This window comes from Streptomyces sp. NPDC034086, from assembly GCF_055575515.1.
Genome location: NZ_JBVISM010000002.1, coordinates 47,227 through 68,760, shown reverse-complemented (window position 1 = coordinate 68,760; position 21,534 = coordinate 47,227). Strand labels below are relative to the sequence as shown.

The window sequence follows — 21,534 nt, the reverse complement described above, 5'->3', positions numbered from 1 at the left end:
GAGCTCCTCGACCGCCGCTCCGACCAGGGCCGCAGCGCGCCGCGGCGGGCGCCTCAGCCCGTCCCGGTCGTCTCCACCGACTCGAACCGCCAGCGGTGCACCGCCCGGGTGATCAGGTCCGCGGCCGGCTCCGGCAGCTCGGGCAGCTCCGCCGCCAGGCCTTCGGGGACCTCCCACCAGGTGATCACGAGCACCCGTTCCTGCGGGGCGCGCAGCACTTCGCGGCGCACCGGCTCCCGGGCCAGGACCTGCGCCCGGGCCCACTCCAGGAGCTCGTTGCCCCGGCCGTCGACGGCCCGGGCCTCCCACATCAGGGCGACGGTGCTCATGAGTAGAGGTTGTCCTTGCTGAGCTCGTGCACGTGGTCGTGATCGTGCGCGTGGCCGTGACCGTGGCCGTGGCCGTGGCCGTGACCGTCCTCGTGCTCGTGTCCCTGGGAGGACGTGCCCGGCACGTGCGGGTCCGTCACCGGCAGCGAGGAGTCCGCCGACAGGTCCCAGTCGGAGGCCGGCCGGTTGCGCCTGACCATCTCCGCGCCCAGCGCCGCCACCATGGCGCCGTTGTCGGTGCACAGCTTCGGCCGCGGCACGCGCAGGACGATCCCCGCGGCGTCGCAGCGCTCCTGCGCGAGCGAGCGCAGCCGCGAGTTGGCCGCCACACCGCCGCCGATCATCAGGTGGTCCACGCCCTCGTCCTTGCAGGCGCGGATCGCCTTGCGCGTCAGCACGTCCACCACGGCCTCCTGGAAGGACGCCGCCACGTCGCGCACCGGCACCTCCTCGCCCGCGTTGCGCTTGGCCTCGATCCAGCGGGCCACCGCCGTCTTCAGGCCGGAGAAGGAGAAGTCGTACGCCGCGTCGCGCGGCCCCGTCAGACCGCGCGGGAAGTTGATCGCCGTCGGGTCGCCCTCCTTCGCCAGCCGGTCGATGACCGGACCGCCGGGGAAGCCGAGCTGGAGCACGCGGGCGATCTTGTCGAAGGCCTCGCCCGCGGCGTCGTCGATGGTCGCGCCCAGCGGCCGTACGTCGCTGGTGATGTCGGGGGCCAGCAGCAGCGAGGAGTGCCCGCCGGACACCAGCAGCGCCATGGTCGGCTCGGGCAGCGGCCCGTGCTCCAGCTGGTCGACGCAGATGTGGGAGGCGAGGTGGTTGACGCCGTACAGCGGCTTGCCGAGCGCGTACGCGTAGGCCTTCGCCGCCGAGACGCCCACCAGCAGCGCCCCCGCGAGGCCCGGGCCGGCCGTGACGGCGATGCCGTCGAGGTCCCGGGCGCTGACCCCGGCCTCCTTCAGGGCGCGCTCGATGGTGGGGACCATCGCCTCCAGGTGGGCGCGGGAGGCCACTTCGGGCACGACCCCGCCGAAGCGGGCGTGCTCGTCGACGCTCGACGCGATCGCGTCGGCCAGCAGGGTGGTGCCGCGGACGACGCCGACGCCGGTCTCGTCGCAGGAGGTCTCGATGCCGAGGACGAGCGGTTCGTCAGCCATTGCTCTCACTGCTCTCAGGGTTTTCGGTTCTGGTCTGTGCCGGGTCGGTCAGGCGCATCACGAGCGCGTCGACGTTGCCGGGCTGGTAGTAGCCGCGCCGGAAGCCGATCGGTTCGAAGCCGAACCGCTCGTAGAGTCGCTGGGCACGGGTGTTGTCCACCCGTACCTCCAGCAGCACCTCGGCGCATTCGAAGGCGGTCGCGGCGCGCAGCAGCTCGGTGAGCAGCCGGGCGCCGAGGCCCGTGCCCCACTGGTCCCTGGCCGCGGCGATGGTCTGCACGTCGCCCAGGTCGCCCGCGGCGGCCAGTCCGGCGTAGCCGACGACGCGGCCGGTCCCGGGTTCCTCGGCGACGACGTAGCGGCGGGTGGCCCGCGGGCCGCGCGCGTGGGCGAGTTCGGACCAGAACATCCCGGCCGACCAGGCGTCGTCGGGGAACAGCTCGTGTTCCAGTTCCAGCACCGGTTCGATGTCCCACCAGCGCATCTCGCGGAGCACTGCGGTCGGGGCGGTCACTGCGGGGTGACCACCTTGTAGTTCTTGGGCACCTGCGCGTCGGGGCGGCGCAGGTAGAGGGGGGTCGGGGGGAGGAACTCCGCGCCGGCCGCGATGCGCTCGGCGGCCAGGGCCGCCAGGGCGGCGGCCGACTGGTGCTCGGGGCCGCGGGCGTCCGGGAAGACCTCCGGGTACAGCAGGGCGCCCTGGCCGACGGCCGGGAGGCCGGCGACGCGGTCGGCGATGTCGGCCGGGCGGTCGACGGCGGGCCGGCCGACGCGGGTGCGCGGGTCCTCGTAGCGCGCCCAGTAGACCTCCTTGCGCCGCGCGTCGGTGGCGACGGTGAAGGGGCCCTCGATGCCGGCGGCCCCGGCGGCGTACGCGAGCCCGTCGAGGGTGCACAGGCCGTGCACCGGGACCCCGAGGACGGCGGCGAAGGTGGATGCGGTGACGAGGCCGACGCGGAGCCCGGTGTAGGGGCCGGGGCCGACGCCGACGACGACGCCGGTGACGGCCTCGAGCTTCACCCCGGCTTCGGCGAGGACCTCGTCCACGGCGGGCAGCAGGAGCTCCCCGTGGCGGCGGGCGTCGACCTGGTTCGACTCGGCGAGGACGGATTCCCCGTCGTGCAGGGCGACGGTGACGGCGGGCGTGGCGGTATCTACGGCGAGCAAGAGCACGCGAACAGCCTACGACTCCCCGGCCCCAGGGCCTTGCGGCCGGTCGGTGCGGGGCCCGGCTGCTACCTTTCGACCGGGGACACACCCGGGTCGGCCGGGAGTTCGACGACCCATGGCGCGGAGAGGTGGAGCAAGGTGGCACGCAGCAGCTCGGGAATCGTGGCCGGGCTCACCGCGGCGGCGCTCGCCGCGATCGGCTTCCTGGGTTACCAGGCCTCCGCGACCGCGCCCGCGCACCCCGCCAGGACGGGCCCGCAGGCCTCTGCCGCGCCGCAGGGACAGGCCCCCGCGAAGCAGGACCCGGCGAAGCCCGCCGCGGTGCCGGCCGACTCCGGGACGGGGCCGCGGGTCGTGTACTCGGTCTCCCAGAAGCGGGTCTGGCTGGTCACGGAGGACGGCAAGGAGCCGAGGACGTTCACGGTGGTGCCGAGCACGGTGCACCCGGCGCCGGGCAGCTACGTGGTCGGGTCGCGCGCGGGCGCGGTGACCGGCACGGACGGGGTCCCGATCGAGCACGTCGTGCGGTTCGCCAGCACGGACGGCATCGCGATCGGTTTCAGCGCCCGGGTGGACGGTTCGATGCCGGAGCCGGACACCACGAAGAAGACCGGCGGCATCCGCATGGCACGGGCGGACGGTGACGCGGTCTGGGCCTTCGCGACGATCGGCGCGAAGGTCGTCGTCGTCGCCTGACGGCCACGCCGCCGACGTCCTGCCCGGGCCCTCCCGAGGACTCCCGTAGGACCTCCCGTGGGGTTCCCCGTGGCGGGGCGCCTCACACGGTGTGACGCGCCCACGCAGCGTGATTCACCCGAAGGTGGGTATCAGGCCGCTTCCGACTCGGGGGCGGCCCGTTCCGGTTCCGCTCCGGGCGCGGGCTCCTCTTCCGGTTCCGCCGCGCCGCGCGCGGGCGGCGTGGACACCGCCGTGGCGGCCGCGCCCGCCGCGAGCAGGGCCCGCATGGAAACGACGGGCGCTCGCTCTGCTCCTGCTGCCGACATGGCTGCCTCCTGAGACCCGGGACGCGTACTTAGGTAGACCTAACCAGCGCTGGGTACCATGTCATCACGCGAGCCCACGCCAACGCAATATCTTGCCGACGACTTGTCGGTACGTTGTCGCCACGTCGTCGGCCGCGCGGCCGGAACCACGGCGGTACGGCCGCCGGAGGGGCTTCCCGCCGGGCCGTCCCTTCCGGATCTCGGCCCAGGCCGTCTCTTCCGGATCTTGCCTGACCCGCGTCGCGGCAAGATCCAAAGGGACGGCCTAGCGCCGCGCCAGGGCCGCCAGCTCCGCGCCGGCCCATCGCGCGCCGATGCCCCGCACCGCGACCTCGCGCACGTCGTCCAGGACCTCCTCGTGGCCGACCGCACGCCCGATCACCACGTGCAGCCGGTCGTCGGAGAGCTCCTCGACCTTGCCGTCGCCCCACTCCACGACGACCACGGACTCGGGCAGCGAGACGTCGAGGTCCAGGTCCTCCATCTCGTCGAGCCCGCCGCCGAGGCGGTACGCGTCCACGTGCACCAGCGCCGGCCCCCGGCCCAGGGACGGGTGCACCCGGGCGATCACGAAGGTCGGCGAGGTCACGGCCCCGCGCACCCCCAGCCCCTCCCCCAGCCCCCGGGTCAGGGTGGTCTTGCCCGCGCCGAGTTCGCCGGTCAGCAGGACCAGGTCGCCGGGGCGCAGCAGGGCGGCGATCCTGCGGCCCAGGTCCTGCATGGAGGCGGGCGAGTCGACGGTGATCAGGGTTTCGGCGGCGGCGTCGGCCAGGGCCTCAGCGGCCGGGCTGCGCGGCGCTTCCCGCGGTACTTCTTCCATGTCCCCCAACGTTAGCCGTTGCGGGGACGGCTCCGGTGCGCGCCAGCAGGCCGGTGAGCAGCCCGGTCACGAGTTCGGGGCGTTCCAGCATCATCAGGTGCCCGGTGTCCTCCAGCACCACCAGCTCGGCGGCCGGCAGCGCCTCCTTGACGGCCACGCTGTGCCCGGCCGGCGTGATCATGTCCCGGTCCCCGGCGACGACGGTGACCGGGATGTCCGCGAACCGCTGGAGGGCGGCGCTCTTGTCGTGGGTCTGGAAGGCCGGGTAGAACTCCGCGACGACGTCGATCGGGGTGGCCTCGATCAGCCGTTCGGCGAACCGCGCCACGCCGGGGTCCACGTCCCGGGAGCCGAACGAGTACATCTTGATCATGCCGGCGAAGAGGTCGGCGGTGGCCCGGCGCCCCTTCTCCACCAGCTCGACCTGGGAGCCGAGCGCCTTCAGCACCCCGGGCAGGATGCGGCGCACCGCGCCCAGTCCGACGGAGGGCAGCCCGTACGTCACCTCGTCGAGCCGGCCGCTGGAGGTGCCGATCAGGGCCACCCCGCGGACGCGGTCGCGCACCAGCTCGGGGAACTGCTCGGCGAGGGCCATGACGGTCATGCCGCCCATGGAGTGGCCGACGAGGACGAGCGGGCCCTCGGGGGCGGCGGCGTCGATGACGGCCTTCAGGTCGCGGCCGAGCTGGTCGATGGTCACCGGTTCGCCGTCGGCCTGGGCCAGGCCCCGGGCGCTGCGGCCGTGGCTGCGCTGGTCCCAGTAGACGGAGCGGACGACCCCGCGCAGGGCGGCGCGCTGGAAGTGCCAGGAGTCCTGGGAGAGGCAGTAGCCGTGGCAGAAGACGACGGTGGTGCCGGCCGCCGGGTCCTTGCGCCGCAGCCGGCGTTTCGTACCGTCCTCGGGCAGTTCGTCGGTCTCGTAGTAGAGCTCGGTGCCGTCCTCGGCGCGGCACGCGCCCTCGGTCCCGCGCAGGGAGCCGAAGTCCCCGGCGGCGTCGAGGGCGAGGCGCGCCTTCATCCGGATGCCGCGCCCCACGGTGATCCGCTCGACCGCGACACCGGCCGCGGCACCGGCCGCCAGCACACCGATGGCGGCGCCGGCCCAGCCGGCCTTGCGCCAGTTCTCGCTCACGACGTCGCCGTCCTCACTCAGCACTCGCACGCGGCACGCGGCCCGTGAGGGCCGTGTCAGCCGCCGAGGTACACCCGGGGAACCCGGCTTCCGATACGGGTGACGATCTCATACGCGATGGTGTGTGCCGCTTGAGCCCAGTCCTCGGCGGTCGGTTCGCCGCGCCCGGCGTCGCCGAGGAGGACGGCCTCGTCTCCGGCCCGGGCGAGGTCCTCGCCGAGGTCCACGACGAACTGGTCCATGGCGATCCGTCCGGCGGCCCGGCGGACCTTTCCGCCCACGAGCACCGGCCCGCGGCCGGAGGCGCTCCGGGGCAGGCCGTCGGCGTAGCCAGCGGGGACGAGCGCGAGGTGCGTCTCGGTCCCGGTGACGTAGTGGTGGCCGTAGCTGACGCCGTGCCCGGCGGGGACGGTCTTGACCAGCGCGAGGGAGGCCTTGAGGGTCATGGCGGGGCGCAGCCCGAGCTGGGCGGGGGTGCCGAGCTCGGGCGACGGGGAGACGCCGTAGACGGCGAGCCCGGTGCGCACGAGGTCGAAGTGGCTCTCGGGGAGGGTGAGCGTCGCGGGCGAGTTGGCGATGTGCCGGACCTCGGGGTCGACGCCCTCCTTCTCCGCGTAGGCCAGCATGTCGCGGAACGCGTCGAGCTGGAGCCCGATGGAAGGGTGGCCGGGCTCGTCGGCGCAGGCGAAGTGGGACCACACGCCGGTGACCCGCACGGTGCCCTCGGCCTGGGCGGCGACGGCCGCGCCGACCAGTTCGGCCCAGTCGGCGGGCTGGCAGCCGTTGCGGCCGAGGCCGGTGTCGGCCTTGAGCTGGACGCGGGCGGTACGGCCGGCCGCGCGGGCGGCGGCCCGGACCTCCTCCAGGGCCCACATCCCGCTGACGGACACGTCGATACCGGCCTCGACGGCCTCCCGCCAGGGCCCGCCGGGGGTCCAGAGCCAGCACATGACGCGGCCCTCGATGCCGGCGGCGCGCAGGGCGAGCGCCTCCTCGGGGGTGGCGGTGCCGAGCCACGTGGCACCGGCCTCCTGGGCCGCACGGGCGCACTGGACGGCACCGTGCCCGTAGGCGTTCGCCTTGACGACGGCCATCAGCTCGGCCCGGGGTGCCCGCGCGCGCAGGGCGCGTACGTTGTGCCGCACCGCGTCAAGATCGATCTCGGCGTACACGCGCATCGGTGTCTCGTTCATCGCCCACAGTGTCTCAGAACCCTCTCCCGGCCTCCGCTCTGCCCGCCGCGCGCCCCCGCGGCCGGCCCCGCCGGTGCGGGGGCTCGTCCCGGGGAGGACCGCGTCCGGGAGCCCGGCGGCCGGACGGGACGGCTCCGGGTCAGGCCCGTACCGACCGCCACGCGGCCGGCAGGGCCTCGGCCACCTCGTGGGCCGCTGCCGGCGCGCCGGCGGCCGCCGTCCGCCCCGCGAGGCCGTGCAGGTACGCCGCCACCGACCCGGCGTCCATCCCGTCCAGGCCCCCGGCCAGCAGGGCTCCCGCCAGCCCCGACAGGACGTCCCCGCTCCCGGCGGTCGCCAGCCAGGGCGTGCCCGTCGGGTTGGCCCGTACCGCCCCGCCGGAGGCCACCAGCGTCGTCGACCCCTTCAGCAGCGCCGTCGCCCCGTACCGCCCGGCCAGCTCCCGCACGGCGGCCAGCCGCCCCGCCTCCACCGCGTCCCGCGCCGCCCCCAGCAGCGCCGCCGCCTCTCCCGCGTGCGGGGTCAGCAGGGTCGCCGCCCGGCGGGCGCGCACCGCCGCCGGGTCCAGCCCGCGCAGCCCGTCCGCGTCGACCAGCACGGGCACGTCCCGGTCCGCCAGCGCCCGTTCGACCTCGTCGGCCCGCCCGGAGCCGAGCCCCGGGCCGACCACCCAGGCCTGCACCCGGCCCCGCCCCACCAGCACCTCCGGGTAGCGCGCCAGCACCGCGTCCGCGGCCGGCCCGACGTACCGCACCGCGCCCGCACCGCCCCGCAGCGCCCCGGCCACGGCGAGCACGGCAGCGCCCGGGTACTCCTGCGACCCGGCGACGACCCCGACCACGCCCCGCCGGTACTTGTCGCTCGACGCCGTCGGCACCGGGAGTAGCCGGGCCGCGTCGGCGTGCTGGAGCGCCTCCAGCTCCGCCGGGTCCGGCAGTTCCAGCCCGAGGGGGACGAGCCGCACCGCGCCCGCCCGCGAGGCCCCGGGGTCGATCAGCAGCCCCGGCTTGTACGCGCCGAAGGTCACCGTCACGTCGGCCGACACCGCCGGGCCCGCGACCTCCCCGGTGTCGGCGTCGACCCCGCTCGGCAGGTCCACGGCGACCACGAGCGCCCCCGCCGGGATCCGCTCGACCAGCGCGGCCGCCGCGGGCCGCAGCCCGCCCCGGCCGCCGATGCCGACGAGGCCGTCCACTACGAGGTCCGCCCGGGCGGGCACCGACTCCGCGACCCGGCCCCCGGCGGCCCGCAGCGCGGCCAGCCCGCCCGGGTGGATCCGCGCCGGGTCCATCGGCACCGCCGTCACCCCGGCGCCGCGACGGGCCAGCCGGGCGCCCGCGTACAGGGCGTCGCCGCCGTTGTCCCCGGGGCCGGCCAGCAGCACCACCCGGGCCCCGTAGACCCGGCCCCGGCGCCGGGCCAGCGACTCGGCGCACACGGCGGCCAGTCCGGCCGCCGCCCGGGACATCAGTGCGCCTTCCGGCAGCCGCGCCATCAGCTCGCGCTCGGCTGCCCGTACGGTCTCCACGCTGTAAGCAGTACGCATGTCCCCCAGCCTGCCCCACGGCGGGCGCGGACCCCCCGCGGTCACCCCCCGCGGTCACCCCCCGCGGTCACCGCCGGCGGCGCGGCCCCGGCACCCGCGGCCGCTCCGGGCCGACACGGGCCGCCCCGGACCGGCCGCGCCCCCGTCAGCCCTCGGCGATCACCACGGCCGACGCGATGCCGGCGTCGTGGCTCAGCGAGATGTGCCAGGACGTGACGCCGAGCGCCCGCGCCCGCGCCTCGACCGTGCCGGACACCCGCAGCCGGGGCTGCCCGGTGTCCTCCACGTACACCTCGGCGTCGGTCCACAGCAGCCCGGCGGGCGCACCCAGGGCCTTGGCCAGGGCTTCCTTGGCCGCGAACCGGGCGGCGAGCGAGGCGATGCCGCGCCGCTCGCCGCTCGGCAGCGTCAACTCGGAGTCGAGGAAGAGGCGCCGGGCCATCTGCGGCGTCCGCTCCAGCGCCGCGCCGAACCGCTCGATCTCGGCAACGTCAATCCCCACACCGACAATCACAGGAACAACCCGCCCACTCTTCGCTCACTCCACCGTCACCGACTTGGCGAGGTTACGCGGCTGGTCCACCTCGTTCCCGCGCGCCGTCGCCAGCTCGCACGCGAACACCTGGAGCGGCACCGCCGCCACCAGCGGCTGGAGCAGCGTCGGGGTCGCCGGGATGCGGATCAGGTGGTCGGCGTACGGGACCACGGCCTCGTCACCCTCCTCCGCGATGACGATGGTCCGCGCCCCGCGCGCCCGGATCTCCTGGATGTTCGAGACGATCTTGTCGTGCAGGACCGAGCGCCCGCGCGGCGACGGCACGACGACCACCACCGGCAGGTCCTTCTCGATCAGCGCGATCGGCCCGTGCTTGAGTTCGCCCGCCGCGAAGCCCTCGGCGTGCATGTACGCCAGTTCCTTCAGCTTGAGCGCGCCCTCCAGCGCCACCGGGTACCCGACGTGCCGGCCCAGGAAGAGCACGGTGTTCTTGTCGGCGAGGGAACGCGCCAGGGCCCGTACCGGCTCCATGGTCTCCAGTACGGTGTCCACCGCCGCGGCGATGTCCGACAGCTCCCGGATCACCGCCCGGATCTCGTCGCCCCACTTCGTGCCCCGCACCTGCCCCAGGTAGAGCGCGACGAGGTAGCAGGCGACCAGCTGCGTCAGGAACGCCTTCGTGGACGCGACGGCCACCTCCGGACCGGCGTGCGTGTACAGCACGGCGTCCGACTCGCGGGGGATGGTCGAGCCGTTCGTGTTGCAGACGGCCAGCACCTTGGCGCCCTGCTCGCGCGCGTGGCGCAGCGCCATCAGGGTGTCCATGGTCTCCCCGGACTGCGAGATCGCGATCACCAGCGTCCGCTGGTCCAGGATCGGGTCGCGGTAGCGGAACTCGCTGGCCAGCTCCGTCTCGCACGGGATGCGGGTCCAGTGCTCGATGGCCAGCTTCGCGATCATGCCCGCGTGGTACGCCGTACCGCAGGCCACGATGACGACCTTGTCGACCTCCCGGAGCACCGAGGCGGGGATGCGCACCTCGTCGAGGGTCAGCAGGCCGCTCGCGTCGATCCTGCCCAGGAGGGTGTCGGCGACGGCCTTCGGCTGCTCGGCGATCTCCTTGAGCATGAAGTAGTCGTAGCCCCCCTTCTCGGCCGCCGAGGCGTCCCAGTCCACGTGGTACGCCCGCACGGTCGCGGGCGCACCGTCGAAGCCGGTCACCGTGACCCCGTCGCGGCGGAGTTCGACGACCTGGTCCTGCCCCAGCTCGATCGCGGCGCGGGTGTGGGCGATGAACGCGGCCACGTCCGAGGCGAGGAAGTTCTCACCCTCTCCAACGCCCACCACCAGGGGGGAGTTCCGGCGCGCGCCGACCACCACGTCCGGCTCGTCGGCGTGCACCGCCACGAGCGTGAACGCGCCCTCCAGCCGCCGGCACACCCTGCGCATCGCCTCCGCGAGGCCGCCGCCCCCGGCACCGCCGGCCGCCTCGAAGCACTCGGCCAGCAGGTGCGCCACCACCTCGGTGTCCGTCTCGGACTCCAGCCGGTGCCCGCGCTCGGCGAGTTCGGCGCGCAGCGCGGCGAAGTTCTCGATGATGCCGTTGTGGACGACCGCCACCCGGCCGGAGTTGTCCAGGTGGGGGTGGGCGTTGACGTCGGTGGGCCCGCCGTGGGTCGCCCACCGGGTGTGCCCCAGGCCCGTGGAGCCGGCCGGCAGCGGCCGAGTCACCAGTTCCTTCTCCAGGTTGACCAGTTTTCCGGCCTTCTTGACGTTGGCGAGCGCCCCGTCGGCGAGCACGGCGACCCCGGCCGAGTCGTAGCCGCGGTACTCGAGCCGCTTCAGTCCGGCGATGACCACATCGAGCGCTGACTGCGCCCCTACGTAACCCACAATTCCGCACATAGGCGGCAGCGTACGCCGTGGCCCCCCGTCCGCCCCGTACCCGAACAGGACGAAAACCCCGCCCCGGCGAATCCACCGGAGCGGGGTTGACGACGTTTTCGAAGCGGCCGTTCGACGGTCCGGGCCGCCGGCCCGACGGCCGTCGCCCCGCTGCCCTCAGCCGAGCTTGCGCAGCTGCGCCTCGACCACCGGAGCCGCGAGTTCGGCCGCCCCGGAGGAGCGTCCGGCCGCGAGGTTCACGAGGGTGCCACCCTTGCGCACCACCATCAGCTCGGTGGCGTAGCGCTCGCCGTCCCGCTCGGCCTCCACCGTGTACGCGACCGCCTCGTCACCGCCGTGCGCGGCGTGCGGGACGACCCGGGTCACCTTGACGGTCTCCCCGTTCGCCGTCGCGGAGTAGCCGGCGCCGCACGCCTCGCCCGCGGCGCGCACCTCGGCGAAGTGCCCGCCGGCGGTGTTCCCCGCGTACGAACCGAGGGTCACCACCGTGACGGTCGAGCTGGCCGCGTCCAGGGCGGCGGCCCGTTTCTGCCGCTCCGTGGCCTCCTGCGGCAGCGGCGCCGGCTCGGCCACCACCGAGGCCCTGGCCCAGCCGGTCCGCCCGGCCGGCAGGAAACCGGTGGCCGCGTACGCCAGCTCCCGGCACTCGGGCCGGTCCACGCTCACCAGGGCGCTGTCCGCGCCCTCGGGGCTGACCGTGTGGTCCGCCAGGTCCCCCTGCGCCACGATCAGCCGGGCCGGCAACGGCTGCGCCCGCCCCTTCGCGGCGTGGTCGGCCGCCCCGGAGGGCGACTCGTCCGCCGCCGGCACGATCTCCACCACCATGGCGGGCCGGGCGGTCCCGCATCCCGTGGCCAGCAAGGCCAGCGTCAGCCCCGAGAGGGCCGAGGCGCCCCGTGCGGCCGCGCGCCGCGCGCGGGCCGCTCTCATCCGAGCTTCTTGGCCTGCGCCTCCACGACCGCCTTCGGCTGGGCGGCCTCACCGGTCAGGTTCAGTGCGTAGAAGGTGGCCAGGGTGCTGCCCTTGCGCACGACCACGAACTGCATCGTGGCCCTGTCGCCGTCCTTCAGGTCCATCACGGTGCTGTAGGCCAGGGACTCGTCCCCGGCGGTGACCGCCGGGGAGGACCCGACCTTCTCGATCCGGGTGGACTCGGCACCGTCCTGGACCGTGTAGCCGCCCGCGCAGGCCGTGGTGGCGGCCTTCAGCGTGCCGAAGGCCTCCTCGGCGCCCTTGCCGTCGTAGGAGGCGAGGCCGACCGAGGTACGGGTCACGCTCAGGCCGTCCTTGAGGGCGTCGAGCTTGTCCTCCACCGACGCGCCCTCGCCCGGCTTCTTGGGCTTCTGCCGGGCGGCGACGGCCGCCGTGCCGGCGGGCTTGCCCAGGGGCACGAAGGACTGGAGCTGGACCAGCGGCTTGCACTCGGCCTTGTCGGGAGCGGCGCTCTGCCCGCCGCCGGCCTTCGCGGCCGGGTCCGCCTCGACCTCGTACTCGGGCAGGTCGGCCTGGGTGACGAGCAGCGGGGCCAGCTCGGCGGCCGACTTCCCCCTGGCCGCCGCCGGGGCGGACGCGGACCGCTGCGGGTCCGCCCCGCCGCCGGCCTTCGCCCCGGAGTCACCGGAGCCGCAGGCCGTGGCCAGCAGGCCCAGGGACAGTGCCGAAGCGGTCAGGACGGCACGACGGACGACAGTGGTACGCACGAACGATCTCCCCCATGGAACAGAAGCCGTCAGGGCGCAGGTCGGCGCCGCGGCGACGAACAATGTACGGCTCGCGATCGATCACGCGAACGGGTTTTCGGACGACGGCCGGAATCGTGATCCGCACGAGACCGGGTGGGCTCCCTATCGAGACGTGCGCGTGGTCCACCCCGCCATGAGCCCGCCCCGCCGCCGGCCCGCCGCCGGCCCGCCCCGCCCCGATCACCCGGCGTTCCCCCGCCAGCCGTCCGCCACGTGACCGACCCCACCACCCACGAGCGCCCCCGAGCCCCGACAATGGCGGTGTGATCACCTCGCCGACGCGTTGTACGCCGGACCGCGCAACGGAGCGCCCCGGTGCCCGCCGGGCCCAGGACGCCTCTCCGTACGTCGACCTCACGCGGGCCGAGTGGAGCGCCCTGCGCGAGCGGACCCCGCTGCCGCTGACCGCGGAGGAGGTGGAACGGCTGCGGGGCCTGGGCGACGTCATCGACCTCGACGAGGTGCGGGACGTGTACCTGCCGCTCTCCCGTCTGCTCAACCTGTACGTCGGCGCCACCAGCAACCTCCGCGGCACCCTGAACACCTTCCTCGGTGACGCCGGCAACGGCCACGGCGCCCAGCAGGGCACCCCCTTCGTCATAGGCGTCGCCGGTTCCGTCGCCGTCGGCAAGTCCACCGTGGCGCGCCTGCTCCAGGCCCTCCTGGCCCGCTGGCCCGAGCACCCCCGGGTCGAGCTGGTCACCACGGACGGCTTCCTGTACCCGATGAAGGAGCTCCAGCGCCGCGGCCTGACCTCCCGCAAGGGCTTCCCCGAGTCCTACGACCGCCGGGCGCTGACCCGTTTCGTCGCCGACATCAAGGCGGGCAAGGACGAGGTCAGGGCGCCGGTCTACTCGCACCTGATCTACGACATCGTGCCGGGCGAGCAGCTCGTGGTGCGCCGGCCGGACATCCTCATCGTCGAGGGGCTCAACGTCCTGCAGCCCGCCCTGCCCGGCAAGGACGGCCGCACCCGCGTCGGCCTCGCCGACTACTTCGACTTCAGCGTGTACGTGGACGCGCGCCCCGAGGACATCGAGCGCTGGTACCTCAACCGGTTCCGCAAGCTGCGCGAGACGGCGTTCCAGAACCCGTTCTCCTACTTCCGCAAGTACACGCAGGTCTCCGAGGAGGAGGCCCTGGAGTACGCGCAGACGATGTGGCGGACCATCAACAAGCCCAACCTGCTGGAGAACGTGGCCCCCACGCGCGGCCGCGCCACCCTCGTCGTGCGCAAGGGCCCCGACCACAAGGTGCAGAAACTGAGCCTGCGCAAGCTCTAGCACTAGGGTGCGGCCATGCTGCATCTGAGGATGATCACCCCGCACCACCTCACCGAGCAGGTGGTGGAACTGGTCGGGCAGACGGTCGGGACCACCCATCTGGTCGTGCTGAAGGACGCCGCCCGCGATCCCGAGGGCGACCTGGTGCTCTGCGACGTGGCGCGCGAGTCGGCCGACGGGCTGCTCCGGGACATGCGCTCCCTCGGCGTCGACCGGACCGGGTCCATCGCCGTCGAGAACGTCGACCTCTCCCTGTCCCGGCGCGCCGACCAGGCGGAGGAGGAGGCCCCGGGCGAGGGCGCGGACGCGGTGATCTGGGAGCAGCTCTCCGAGTCCACCCACGAGGAGTCGACCCTCACGATCACCTACGTCGCCTTCCTGGTCGTCGCCACGATGATCGCCGCCTGCGGCGTGGTCCTGGACAACGCGATCCTGATCGTCGGCGCGATGGCCGTCGGCCCCGAGTTCGGGCCGCTCGCGGGCATCTGCACGGGCCTCGTGCGGCGCGACCCGAAGGCCGCCTCGCGCTCGCTGGTGGCCCTGCTGGTCGGCTTCGCCTCCGCGATCGTGGCGACGACCCTGTTCAGCCTGGCCATGAACGCGCTCGGACTGTTCCACCCGGGGATACTCGACAGGCCGCGGCCCAACACCAGCTTCATCTGGCAGCCCGACCCGTTCTCCTTCGTCGTGGCGGTGCTCGCCGGCGTGGCCGGGATGCTGTCGCTGACGTCGGCGAAATCGGGGGCGCTGGTGGGCGTGGCCATCTCGGTGACCACGGTGCCGGCCGCCGCGAACGCGGCCGTGGCGCTCGGCTACGGGGAGTTCGCCCAGATGTGGGGCTCGGCCGAGCAGCTGCTGCTGAACCTGCTCGGCATCATCGTCGCCGGCTCCCTGACCCTGATCGGCTGGAAACTGCTGCGGCGCACCCAGCACGCGCGGATGATCCGCCGGCCGGGTGCGCCGAAGGGCGGCGCGAGGGCGTAGTCCGTCTCTTCCGGATCCTGCCCGGCCCGGGCTGCCCGGCGCGATCCGGATGAGACGACCTAGTGACCTGAGTCGGAACTTCTTCGCTAGATACGGTGTTCGAACCAAGCCGCCATGCCCATTGACAGGGAGGCTCCCCTCGACACGGGCGCCCGGAGATCTACCAGCAGATCTCCGACTCAGGTCACTAGCCCAGCGCCGACTTCACCACGTCGGCGAGGCGCCCGGCGACGGTGCGGGCCTGCTCGATGTCGGCGGCCTCCACCATCACCCGTACGAGCGGCTCCGTACCGGAGGAGCGCAGCAGCACCCGGCCGGTGGAACCCAGCTCGCGCTCGGCGTCGGCGACGGCCGCGGCCAGCTCGCCGGAGGTGGCGACCCGGGACTTGTCCACGTCCGGGACGTTGATCAGGATCTGCGGCAGCCGCCGCATGACCCCGGCCAGGTCGGCCAGCGTGCGCCCGGTGGCCGTGACGCGCGCCGCCAGCATCAGGCCGGTCAGCGTGCCGTCGCCGGTCGTCGCGTGGTCGAGGATGATCACGTGGCCGGACTGCTCGCCGCCCAGCGCGTAACCGTGCTCCTTCATGGCCTCCAGCACGTACCGGTCGCCGACGCCGGTCTGCACGACCTGGATGCCCTCGGCCTCCATGGCGAGCTTGAAGCCCAGGTTGGACATGACGGTGCCGACCACGGTGTTCCCGCGCAGCTGCCCGGCCTCGCGCATGGCCAGCGCCAGTACCGCGAGGATCTGGTCGCCGTCGACCTCGGCGCCGGTGCCGTCGACCGCGAGGCAGCGGTCCGCGTCGCCGTCGTGCGCGATGCCGAGGTCGGCGCCGTGCTCGACCACGGCCTGCTTCAGCAGGTCCAGGTGGGTGGAGCCGCAGCCGTCGTTGATGTTCAGGCCGTCGGGCTCGGCGCCGATCGTGACGACCTCCGCGCCGGCCCGGGCGAAGGCCTCGGGCGAGACGTACGCGGCCGCGCCGTGGGCCTCGTCCAGGACGACCTTGAGGCCGTCGAGGCGGTTGGGGAGGACCGCGACGAGGTGGGCGACGTACTTGTCGAAGCCCTCGTCGTAGTCGGAGACGCGGCCGACGCCGGAGCCGGTGGGGCGCTGCCAGGGCGCGCCCGTGCGGTGCTCCTCGTACACGGACTCGATGCGGTCCTCGAGCTCGTCGGCGAGCTTGTGGCCGCCGCGCGCGAAGAACTTGATGCCGTTGTCGGGCATGGCGTTGTGGCTCGCGGAGAGCATCACGCCGAGGTCGGCGCCCAGCGCACCGGTGAGATACGCCACCGCCGGGGTGGGCAGCACACCGACGCGCAGGACGTCCACGCCGGCGCTGGCGAGGCCCGCGACGACCGCGGCCTCCAGGAACTCGCCCGACGCGCGGGGGTCGCGGCCGACCACCGCCGTGGGCCGGTGCCCCTCGAAGGTTCCGGCCTCGGCCAGTACGTGCGCGGCCGCCACGGAGAGGCCGAGCGCGAGCTCAGCCGTCAGATCCGCGTTGGCGACGCCTCGTACACCGTCCGTCCCGAAGAGTCGTCCCACTGTTGTCCTCCCGAGTTCACGCTTCGCTTGTGACCGCTAGTGACAGGTGTTTGCCGCTTATGGCGGTAAACGAACCGCCCCGGCAGCACGGAGAGTGCTGCCGGGGCGGTTTCGTTGCAGAACAGCAGGCGAAGATTAACGCTTGCTGTACTGCGGAGCCTTACGGGCCTTCTTCAGACCGGCCTTCTTGCGCTCGACCGCACGGTCGTCGCGGGAGAGGAAGCCGGCCTTCTTCAGCGCCGGGCGGTTGTTGTCCACGTCCGCCTCGTTCAGCGCGCGGGCCACGCCGAGGCGCAGGGCGCCGGCCTGACCGGAGACGCCGCCACCCGAGATGCGGGCGATGACGTCGTAGCGGCCGTCAAGCTCGAGGAGCTTGAAGGGCTCGTTGACTTCCTGCTGGTGCACCTTGTTGGGGAAGTAGTCCTCAAGGGTGCGACCGTTGATCTTCCACTTGCCGGTGCCCGGAACGATCCGGACGCGGGCGATGGCGTTCTTGCGACGGCCCAGGCCGGCGGCCGGCTGGGGGTCACCGAAGCGACCGGCAAGCGACTCGGAGGTGTAGTCGCCCTCGACGACGACGTCCGACTCGGTGGTGTACTCCTCGACGCCCTCGAACTCGTCGACGGGGGTCTCGGCGGTGGTCTCGGCCACGATGCTCCTCAGAATTCTCTACGTCTTAGGGGGTGGCCGGAACTACTGCGCGACCTGGGTGATCTCGAACGGCACCGGCTGCTGGGCAGCGTGGGGGTGCTGGTCGCCCGAGTAGACCTTCAGCTTCGAGAGCATCTGACGGCCCAGGGTGTTCTTGGGGAGCATGCCCTTGACGGCCTTCTCGACGGCCTTCTCCGGGTTGTTCGCCAGGAGGTCGTCGTAACGCACCGCACGCAGACCGCCCGGGAAACCGGAGTGGCGGTACGCCATCTTCTGCGAGGCCTTGTTGCCGGACAGGTGAACCTTGTCGGCGTTGATGATGATGACGAAGTCGCCCATGTCCATGTGGGGGGCGTAAGTCGGCTTGTGCTTGCCCTTGAGGAGGGCAGCGGCCTGGGTCGCCAGACGGCCGAGGACGACGTCCTGGGCGTCAATGACGAGCCACTGGCGCGAGATGTCGCCGGGCTTGGGGCTGAACGTACGCACGCGTATGCCTTCGCTTCTTCAGTGGTGGGTCATCCCATAGGGCGCGAGCCCTGCGGGAAGGGTCCTGACAGGGTCACCACGGACGATCACGACAGCCCTCGTTCACATCAGGGACGCAACCCGTGTGAACCGCTGGTCATCGGCCCGGTGGACCGGCGTAAGGCCCTCACGTGAGAATGAGCAAGCCAATACGCATAACAAACCAGCAGAGTACCCAAGAGGACCCGTACGGGTCAAAACGCGGTCCGCGATGCCGATGCTGCTGGCGTCGCGGCGCACTCCGGTTCGGTCCTGGGTGGGGACCCCGCAGTTGTTACGGGTTCCAGAGTAACCCGACTGGAGCGCCCCGCACGACGCGCCAGCAGAATCGCGAGCCCGCACAGGGTGGCGCAGTCCTTGAACGCGCGCCTCTTGTGGGCCAGCTCCGACGGCCACGGCACCAGGACCATCTGCGGGGTCAGCGCCAGCCAGAACCAGGGCGAACGCGGCATCGAACCCTCCCGCGCGCCCGTCGCCAGCAGCAGCGGGAGCACCACCAGGAGGTAGTGGTCGAAGGACGGCCGGGACACCAGGAATGCGGCGAGCATCACCATGCACGCCGTCTCCGCGAGCCTCGGCCCGTCCCCCTCGCCCTCCGCGTCCGGCCGCCGCCACCGCGTCCGCGCCGCCCAGAGACCCGCCAGCGCGGCCGCGCCCGCCAGCGCCACCGCCGCCGGCCCGGGCACCCCCAGCCGCGGCAGCACCGCGACCGGCGAGGCGTCCCACGGCAGCGCGTACGCGTCCTGCCCCTGGAACAGGAAGGGCAGGGTCTTGGTGAAGAACAGCGTCGGGCTCGGCATCAGCAGCGCCCCCGCCAGCGACATCCCCACCGGCACCAGCACCGCCACGGCCAGCCCCCGCCACTGCCGGGCGAGGACGAACAGCAGCCCGAGCGGCACCAGCATCGGCTTGCAGGCGATCGCCAGCCCCACCACCAGCCCCGCCGCGGCCCACCGCCGCCGGTGCGCCAGCAGCAGGGCCAGCGGCAGGGCGGCCGCCGAGACCGCCGTCCAGTTGCCGAGCATCACCAGGTTCGCGTACGGCTTGTACACCAGCGCCAGCAGCGCGAGGCCGCCCACCGCCATCCGCGAGCGCAGCGGCACCGAGAGCAGCCGCAGCGAGGCCCACCACCCGGCGGCCAGCAGCCCCGTCATCCCGGCCGGCAACAGCCACCGCAGCACCGCGCGCGGCACCATCGCCTCCGGCACCGCCATGATCACGGCGCTCGGCAGGTACAGGAACCGCTTGTCCTCGTACGGCGAGACCCCGGCCAGCAGCGCGTCGGCCGCCTTGACGACGAAGGCGTTGTCCGAGCCCCACTTCGGGTGCAGCCCCGCGGACACGGCGACCACCACCAGGATCCCCGCGGAGACCGCCCACCACGGCCGCGCGGCCGGAGCGAGCAGCCAGCCGGTCACCCGGCCCGCCGCGGACGGCCGGTCCCCTCGCATGAGCCAGATGCCAGGCCGCAGCCCCACAGCAGTCCTCCTCGCCCCGCCGAGGAGGACCTCGCCCTCAGCGTTTGCGCTCGACCCTACGTTCGTCCCACACCGGCTCCTGAGTTTCGCGCACCACACCGTCGGAACCGAAGACCAGATAGCGGTCGAAGGTCCGGGCGAACCACCGGTCGTGCGTCACGCACAGCACGGTCCCCTCGTACGACTCCAGGCCGTCCTGCAGGGCCTCCGCCGACTCCAGGTCGAGGTTGTCCGTCGGCTCGTCCAGCAGCAGCGCCGTGGTCCCGGCCAGCTCCAGCAGCAGGATCTGAAAACGCGCCTGCTGGCCGCCCGAGAGCTTCTCGAACTTCTGCTCGCCCTGGCGCTCCAGCTCGTAGCGGCGCAGGACGGCCATGGCGGCCCCGAGCGGCTTGGCGGCCTCCGTCCACAGGATGTCGACGAGCGTGCGCCCGAACAGCTCCGGATGGGCGTGCGTCTGCGCGAAATGGCCGGGGAGCACCCGTGCGCCCAGCTTCCAGGTACCCGTGTGCGCGACGTCCTCGCCGGCCAGCAGCCGCAGGAAGTGCGACTTCCCGGAGCCGTTCGAGCCGAGCACCGCGACCCGCTCCCCGTAGAACACCTCCAGCGAGAAGGGCTTCATCAGGCCGGTCAGCTCCAGGTTCTCCACGGTCAGCGCGCGCACCCCCGTCCGGCCGCCCTTGAGCCGCATCCGGATCTCCTGCTCGCGCGGCGGCTCCGGCGGCGGACCGGCCTCCTCGAACTTCTGGAAGCGGGTCTGCATCGCCCGGTACCGCGAGGCCATGTCCGGGCTGCTCGCGGCCTGGTTGCGCAGCCGCAGCACCAGGGCCTTCAGCCGGGCGTGCTCCTCGTCCCAGCGGCGCTTGAGCTCCTCGAAGCGCGCGAAGCGCTCCTTGCGGGCCTGGTGGTAGGTGTCGAAGCCCGCGCCGTGCACCCAGACGTCCGTGCCCGTCGGGCTCGGCTCCAGGCTGATGATCTTCTCGGCGGCCCGCGACAGCAGCTCCCGGTCGTGCGACACGAAGAGCACCGTCTTGCGGGTGGCCTTCAGCTGCTCCTCCAGCCACCGCTTCCCGGGGACGTCGAGGTAGTTGTCCGGCTCGTCGAGCAGCAGCACCTCGTCCGGCCCGCGCAGCAGCGCCTCCAGGACCAGCCGCTTCTGCTCACCGCCCGACAGCGTGCGCACCTCGCGGTACTGGGCCCGGTCGAACGGGATGTCCAGCGCGGCCGTGGTGCAGACGTCCCACAGCGTCTCCGCCTCGTAGCCCTGCACGTCGGCCCAGTCACTGAGGGCCTGCGCGTACGCCATCTGCGCGGCCTCGTCGTCCACCGTGAGGATCAGGTGCTCGGCGCGGTCCACGGCCCTCGCGGCGTCCCGGATCCGCGGCTGCGCCACCGAGACCAGCAGGTCCCGTACGGTCGTCTCGTCCCGGACCGAGCCCACGAACTGCGACATCACCCCCAGGCCGCCGCTGATGGAGACCCCGCCGCCGTGCGGCTGGAGCTCACCGGAGACCAGCTTCAGCAGGGTGGTCTTGCCGGCGCCGTTCGCCCCCACCAGGGCCACCACCGACCCCTCCCCCACGCGGAAGGAGACGTCGGGGAGCAGGACCCGCCCGTCGGGAAGGTAGTACTCCAGATGGCTGGCTTCGAGATGTCCCATGCCGGGCATTGTCCCGGCCCGGCGGCGATCCGCCCAAACCGGTGAGCGGGCCGGTCAGCAGCAGCCCTTGCCGGGGAGGGTGCGCAGGTTCCGCGCCTCCTTGCTGCGGGCGGCCAGCAGCTCGTCGGCCGGGTAGCCGACCTCCTCCAGGGTGAGCCCGTGCGGCTTGACCACGTGCACCGAGGAATCCCGTACGGCGGCGGCCAGCACCTGCCCGGGCCACTCGACCGGCCGGTGCCCGTCGCCGACGTGCAGGAGCGCCCCGACCAGCGACCGGACCATGTTGTGGCAGAACGCGTCCGCCCGGACGGTGGCCGTGACGATCCCGTCCTCGGCCCGCTCCCAGCTGAGCTCCTGCAGGGTACGGATGGTCGTGGCGCCCTCGCGCTTCTTGCAGTACGCGGCGAAGTCGTGCTCGCCCACCAGCGCGGCGGAGGCCTCGTTCATGGCGTCCACGTCCAGCGGCCACTGGTGCCACAGCACGTGCCCGCGGCGCAGCGGGTCCACGCCGGCCGGGTGGTCGCCGACGCGGTAGGCGTAGCGGCGCCAGACGGCCGAGAACCGGGCGTTGAAGCCCTGGGGGGCCTCGGCGGCCCGCCACACCCGCACGTCGTGCGGCAGCCGGCCCGCGAGGCGGCGCAGCAGCTTGTCGTGGTGCTCGGCCCACACCTCCTCGGCCAGGTCGAACTGGGCCACCTGCCCGCGCGCGTGCACCCCGGCGTCGGTGCGCCCGGCCACGGTCAGCTCGACCGGTTCCCTGAGCCGCATCACGGTCCGCAGGGCGCTCTCCAGCTCCCCCTGCACGGTCCGCAGCGTGCGCTGCTTCGCCCAGCCGGAGAAGTCCTTCCCGTCGTACGACAGGTCCAGCCGTACCCGGACGTGCCCGGGCTCCACCTCGTCACTCACGTGACAGATC

The 21,534-nt window shown here is 73.5% G+C and carries 22 protein-coding genes; 3 read left to right on the top strand and 19 right to left on the bottom strand.

From position 1 onward, the window contains the following. Positions 1-53: 53 nt before the first annotated feature. From ACZ514_RS05715 to tsaB, 4 genes are read right to left on the bottom strand one after another with little or no spacing between them, the layout of a single operon-like run. Complete coding sequence (locus ACZ514_RS05715; RefSeq protein WP_388934762.1) at positions 54-329, bottom strand: hypothetical protein; 276 nt, start codon at positions 327-329, stop codon at positions 54-56. Continuing rightward, positions 326-1,486, bottom strand: coding sequence for a tRNA (adenosine(37)-N6)-threonylcarbamoyltransferase complex transferase subunit TsaD (gene tsaD / locus ACZ514_RS05710; protein ID WP_469124203.1), 1,161 nt, complete (start codon positions 1,484-1,486; stop codon positions 326-328). Before tsaD ends, ACZ514_RS05715 begins: the two co-directional genes overlap by 4 nt. Next, positions 1,479-2,000, bottom strand: coding sequence for a ribosomal protein S18-alanine N-acetyltransferase (gene rimI, locus ACZ514_RS05705; RefSeq protein WP_468175726.1), 522 nt, complete (start codon positions 1,998-2,000; stop codon positions 1,479-1,481). Before rimI ends, tsaD begins: the two co-directional genes overlap by 8 nt. Next, positions 1,997-2,659 (bottom strand): tRNA (adenosine(37)-N6)-threonylcarbamoyltransferase complex dimerization subunit type 1 TsaB, encoded by a 663-nt coding sequence (gene tsaB / locus ACZ514_RS05700; RefSeq protein WP_468698809.1) that lies wholly within the window; start codon positions 2,657-2,659, stop codon positions 1,997-1,999. The genes rimI and tsaB overlap by 4 nt, the downstream gene beginning before the upstream one ends. Before the next feature lie 135 nt (positions 2,660-2,794). Here tsaB and ACZ514_RS05695 point away from each other — a divergent pair, with 135 nt between their 5' ends. Next, the gene (locus ACZ514_RS05695) at positions 2,795-3,352 is read left to right on the top strand and encodes a L,D-transpeptidase (protein ID WP_468175722.1); all 558 of its coding nucleotides are present in this window, start codon (positions 2,795-2,797) and stop codon (positions 3,350-3,352) included. Between the two features lie 131 nt (positions 3,353-3,483). On the opposite strand, the gene ACZ514_RS05690 is transcribed toward ACZ514_RS05695, so the two are convergent. The 9 genes from ACZ514_RS05690 to ACZ514_RS05650 all read right to left on the bottom strand — a co-directional run bounded on the left by ACZ514_RS05690 (position 3,484) and on the right by ACZ514_RS05650 (position 12,452). Beyond that, the gene (locus ACZ514_RS05690; RefSeq protein WP_468175720.1) at positions 3,484-3,660 is read right to left on the bottom strand and encodes a hypothetical protein; all 177 of its coding nucleotides are present in this window, start codon (positions 3,658-3,660) and stop codon (positions 3,484-3,486) included. A gap of 265 nt (positions 3,661-3,925) precedes the next feature. Further along, complete coding sequence (gene tsaE / locus ACZ514_RS05685; protein ID WP_468175718.1) at positions 3,926-4,480, bottom strand: tRNA (adenosine(37)-N6)-threonylcarbamoyltransferase complex ATPase subunit type 1 TsaE; 555 nt, start codon at positions 4,478-4,480, stop codon at positions 3,926-3,928. Then, a complete protein-coding gene (locus tag ACZ514_RS05680) occupies positions 4,437-5,612 on the bottom strand; it encodes an alpha/beta fold hydrolase (protein WP_468175716.1) in 1,176 nt (391 codons plus the stop codon). The genes tsaE and ACZ514_RS05680 overlap by 44 nt, the downstream gene beginning before the upstream one ends. A gap of 56 nt (positions 5,613-5,668) precedes the next feature. Next, on the bottom strand, positions 5,669-6,805 hold the full coding sequence (gene alr / locus ACZ514_RS05675; protein WP_468175713.1) for an alanine racemase: 1,137 nt from the start codon (positions 6,803-6,805) through the stop codon (positions 5,669-5,671). A gap of 139 nt (positions 6,806-6,944) precedes the next feature. Further along, positions 6,945-8,351, bottom strand: a complete 1,407-nt coding sequence (locus ACZ514_RS05670; RefSeq protein ID WP_468175710.1) for an NAD(P)H-hydrate dehydratase — start codon at positions 8,349-8,351, stop codon at positions 6,945-6,947. A 145-nt stretch (positions 8,352-8,496) separates the two neighbouring features. Beyond that, positions 8,497-8,865: a holo-ACP synthase gene (locus ACZ514_RS05665; RefSeq protein WP_468175707.1), complete on the bottom strand. Its 369-nt coding sequence runs from the start codon at positions 8,863-8,865 to the stop codon at positions 8,497-8,499. Between the two features lie 24 nt (positions 8,866-8,889). Further along, positions 8,890-10,752: a glutamine--fructose-6-phosphate transaminase (isomerizing) gene (gene glmS / locus ACZ514_RS05660; protein ID WP_468175703.1), complete on the bottom strand. Its 1,863-nt coding sequence runs from the start codon at positions 10,750-10,752 to the stop codon at positions 8,890-8,892. 156 nt (positions 10,753-10,908) lie between these two features. After that, a complete protein-coding gene (locus ACZ514_RS05655) occupies positions 10,909-11,682 on the bottom strand; it encodes a hypothetical protein (protein ID WP_468698802.1) in 774 nt (257 codons plus the stop codon). Then, a complete protein-coding gene (locus tag ACZ514_RS05650) occupies positions 11,679-12,452 on the bottom strand; it encodes a hypothetical protein (RefSeq protein ID WP_469124202.1) in 774 nt (257 codons plus the stop codon). The genes ACZ514_RS05655 and ACZ514_RS05650 overlap by 4 nt, the downstream gene beginning before the upstream one ends. A 305-nt stretch (positions 12,453-12,757) precedes the next feature. On the opposite strand from ACZ514_RS05650, the gene coaA reads away from it, so the two are divergent. After that, complete coding sequence (coaA, locus tag ACZ514_RS05645) at positions 12,758-13,777, top strand: type I pantothenate kinase (protein ID WP_388934800.1); 1,020 nt, start codon at positions 12,758-12,760, stop codon at positions 13,775-13,777. Positions 13,778-13,792: 15 nt separating this feature from the next. Beyond that, positions 13,793-14,761 (top strand): DUF389 domain-containing protein, encoded by a 969-nt coding sequence (locus ACZ514_RS05640; protein WP_468175694.1) that lies wholly within the window; start codon positions 13,793-13,795, stop codon positions 14,759-14,761. Positions 14,762-14,948: 187 nt separating this feature from the next. Here the strand turns inward: ACZ514_RS05640 and glmM are convergent, their stop codons facing one another. The 6 genes from glmM to truA form a co-directional block, all read right to left on the bottom strand. Next, complete coding sequence (gene glmM, locus ACZ514_RS05635; protein ID WP_468175691.1) at positions 14,949-16,307, bottom strand: phosphoglucosamine mutase; 1,359 nt, start codon at positions 16,305-16,307, stop codon at positions 14,949-14,951. Positions 16,308-16,442: 135 nt separating this feature from the next. Beyond that, positions 16,443-16,958 carry a 30S ribosomal protein S9 gene (gene rpsI / locus ACZ514_RS05630; protein ID WP_045945298.1) on the bottom strand — a complete coding sequence of 172 codons (516 nt, stop codon included), beginning with the start codon at positions 16,956-16,958 and terminating at the stop codon, positions 16,443-16,445. A 42-nt stretch (positions 16,959-17,000) separates the two neighbouring features. Beyond that, entirely contained in the window at positions 17,001-17,444 is a 444-nt protein-coding gene (gene rplM / locus ACZ514_RS05625; protein WP_388934808.1) for a 50S ribosomal protein L13, read from the bottom strand. Between the two features lie 233 nt (positions 17,445-17,677). Further along, positions 17,678-18,934: a glycosyltransferase family 87 protein gene (locus tag ACZ514_RS05620; RefSeq protein ID WP_469124472.1), complete on the bottom strand. Its 1,257-nt coding sequence runs from the start codon at positions 18,932-18,934 to the stop codon at positions 17,678-17,680. Positions 18,935-18,998: 64 nt separating this feature from the next. After that, complete coding sequence (locus ACZ514_RS05615; protein WP_468175688.1) at positions 18,999-20,627, bottom strand: ABC-F family ATP-binding cassette domain-containing protein; 1,629 nt, start codon at positions 20,625-20,627, stop codon at positions 18,999-19,001. Between the two features lie 45 nt (positions 20,628-20,672). Continuing rightward, positions 20,673-21,524: a tRNA pseudouridine(38-40) synthase TruA gene (truA, locus tag ACZ514_RS05610; protein WP_468175685.1), complete on the bottom strand. Its 852-nt coding sequence runs from the start codon at positions 21,522-21,524 to the stop codon at positions 20,673-20,675. Between the last annotated feature and the right edge of the window lie 10 nt (positions 21,525-21,534).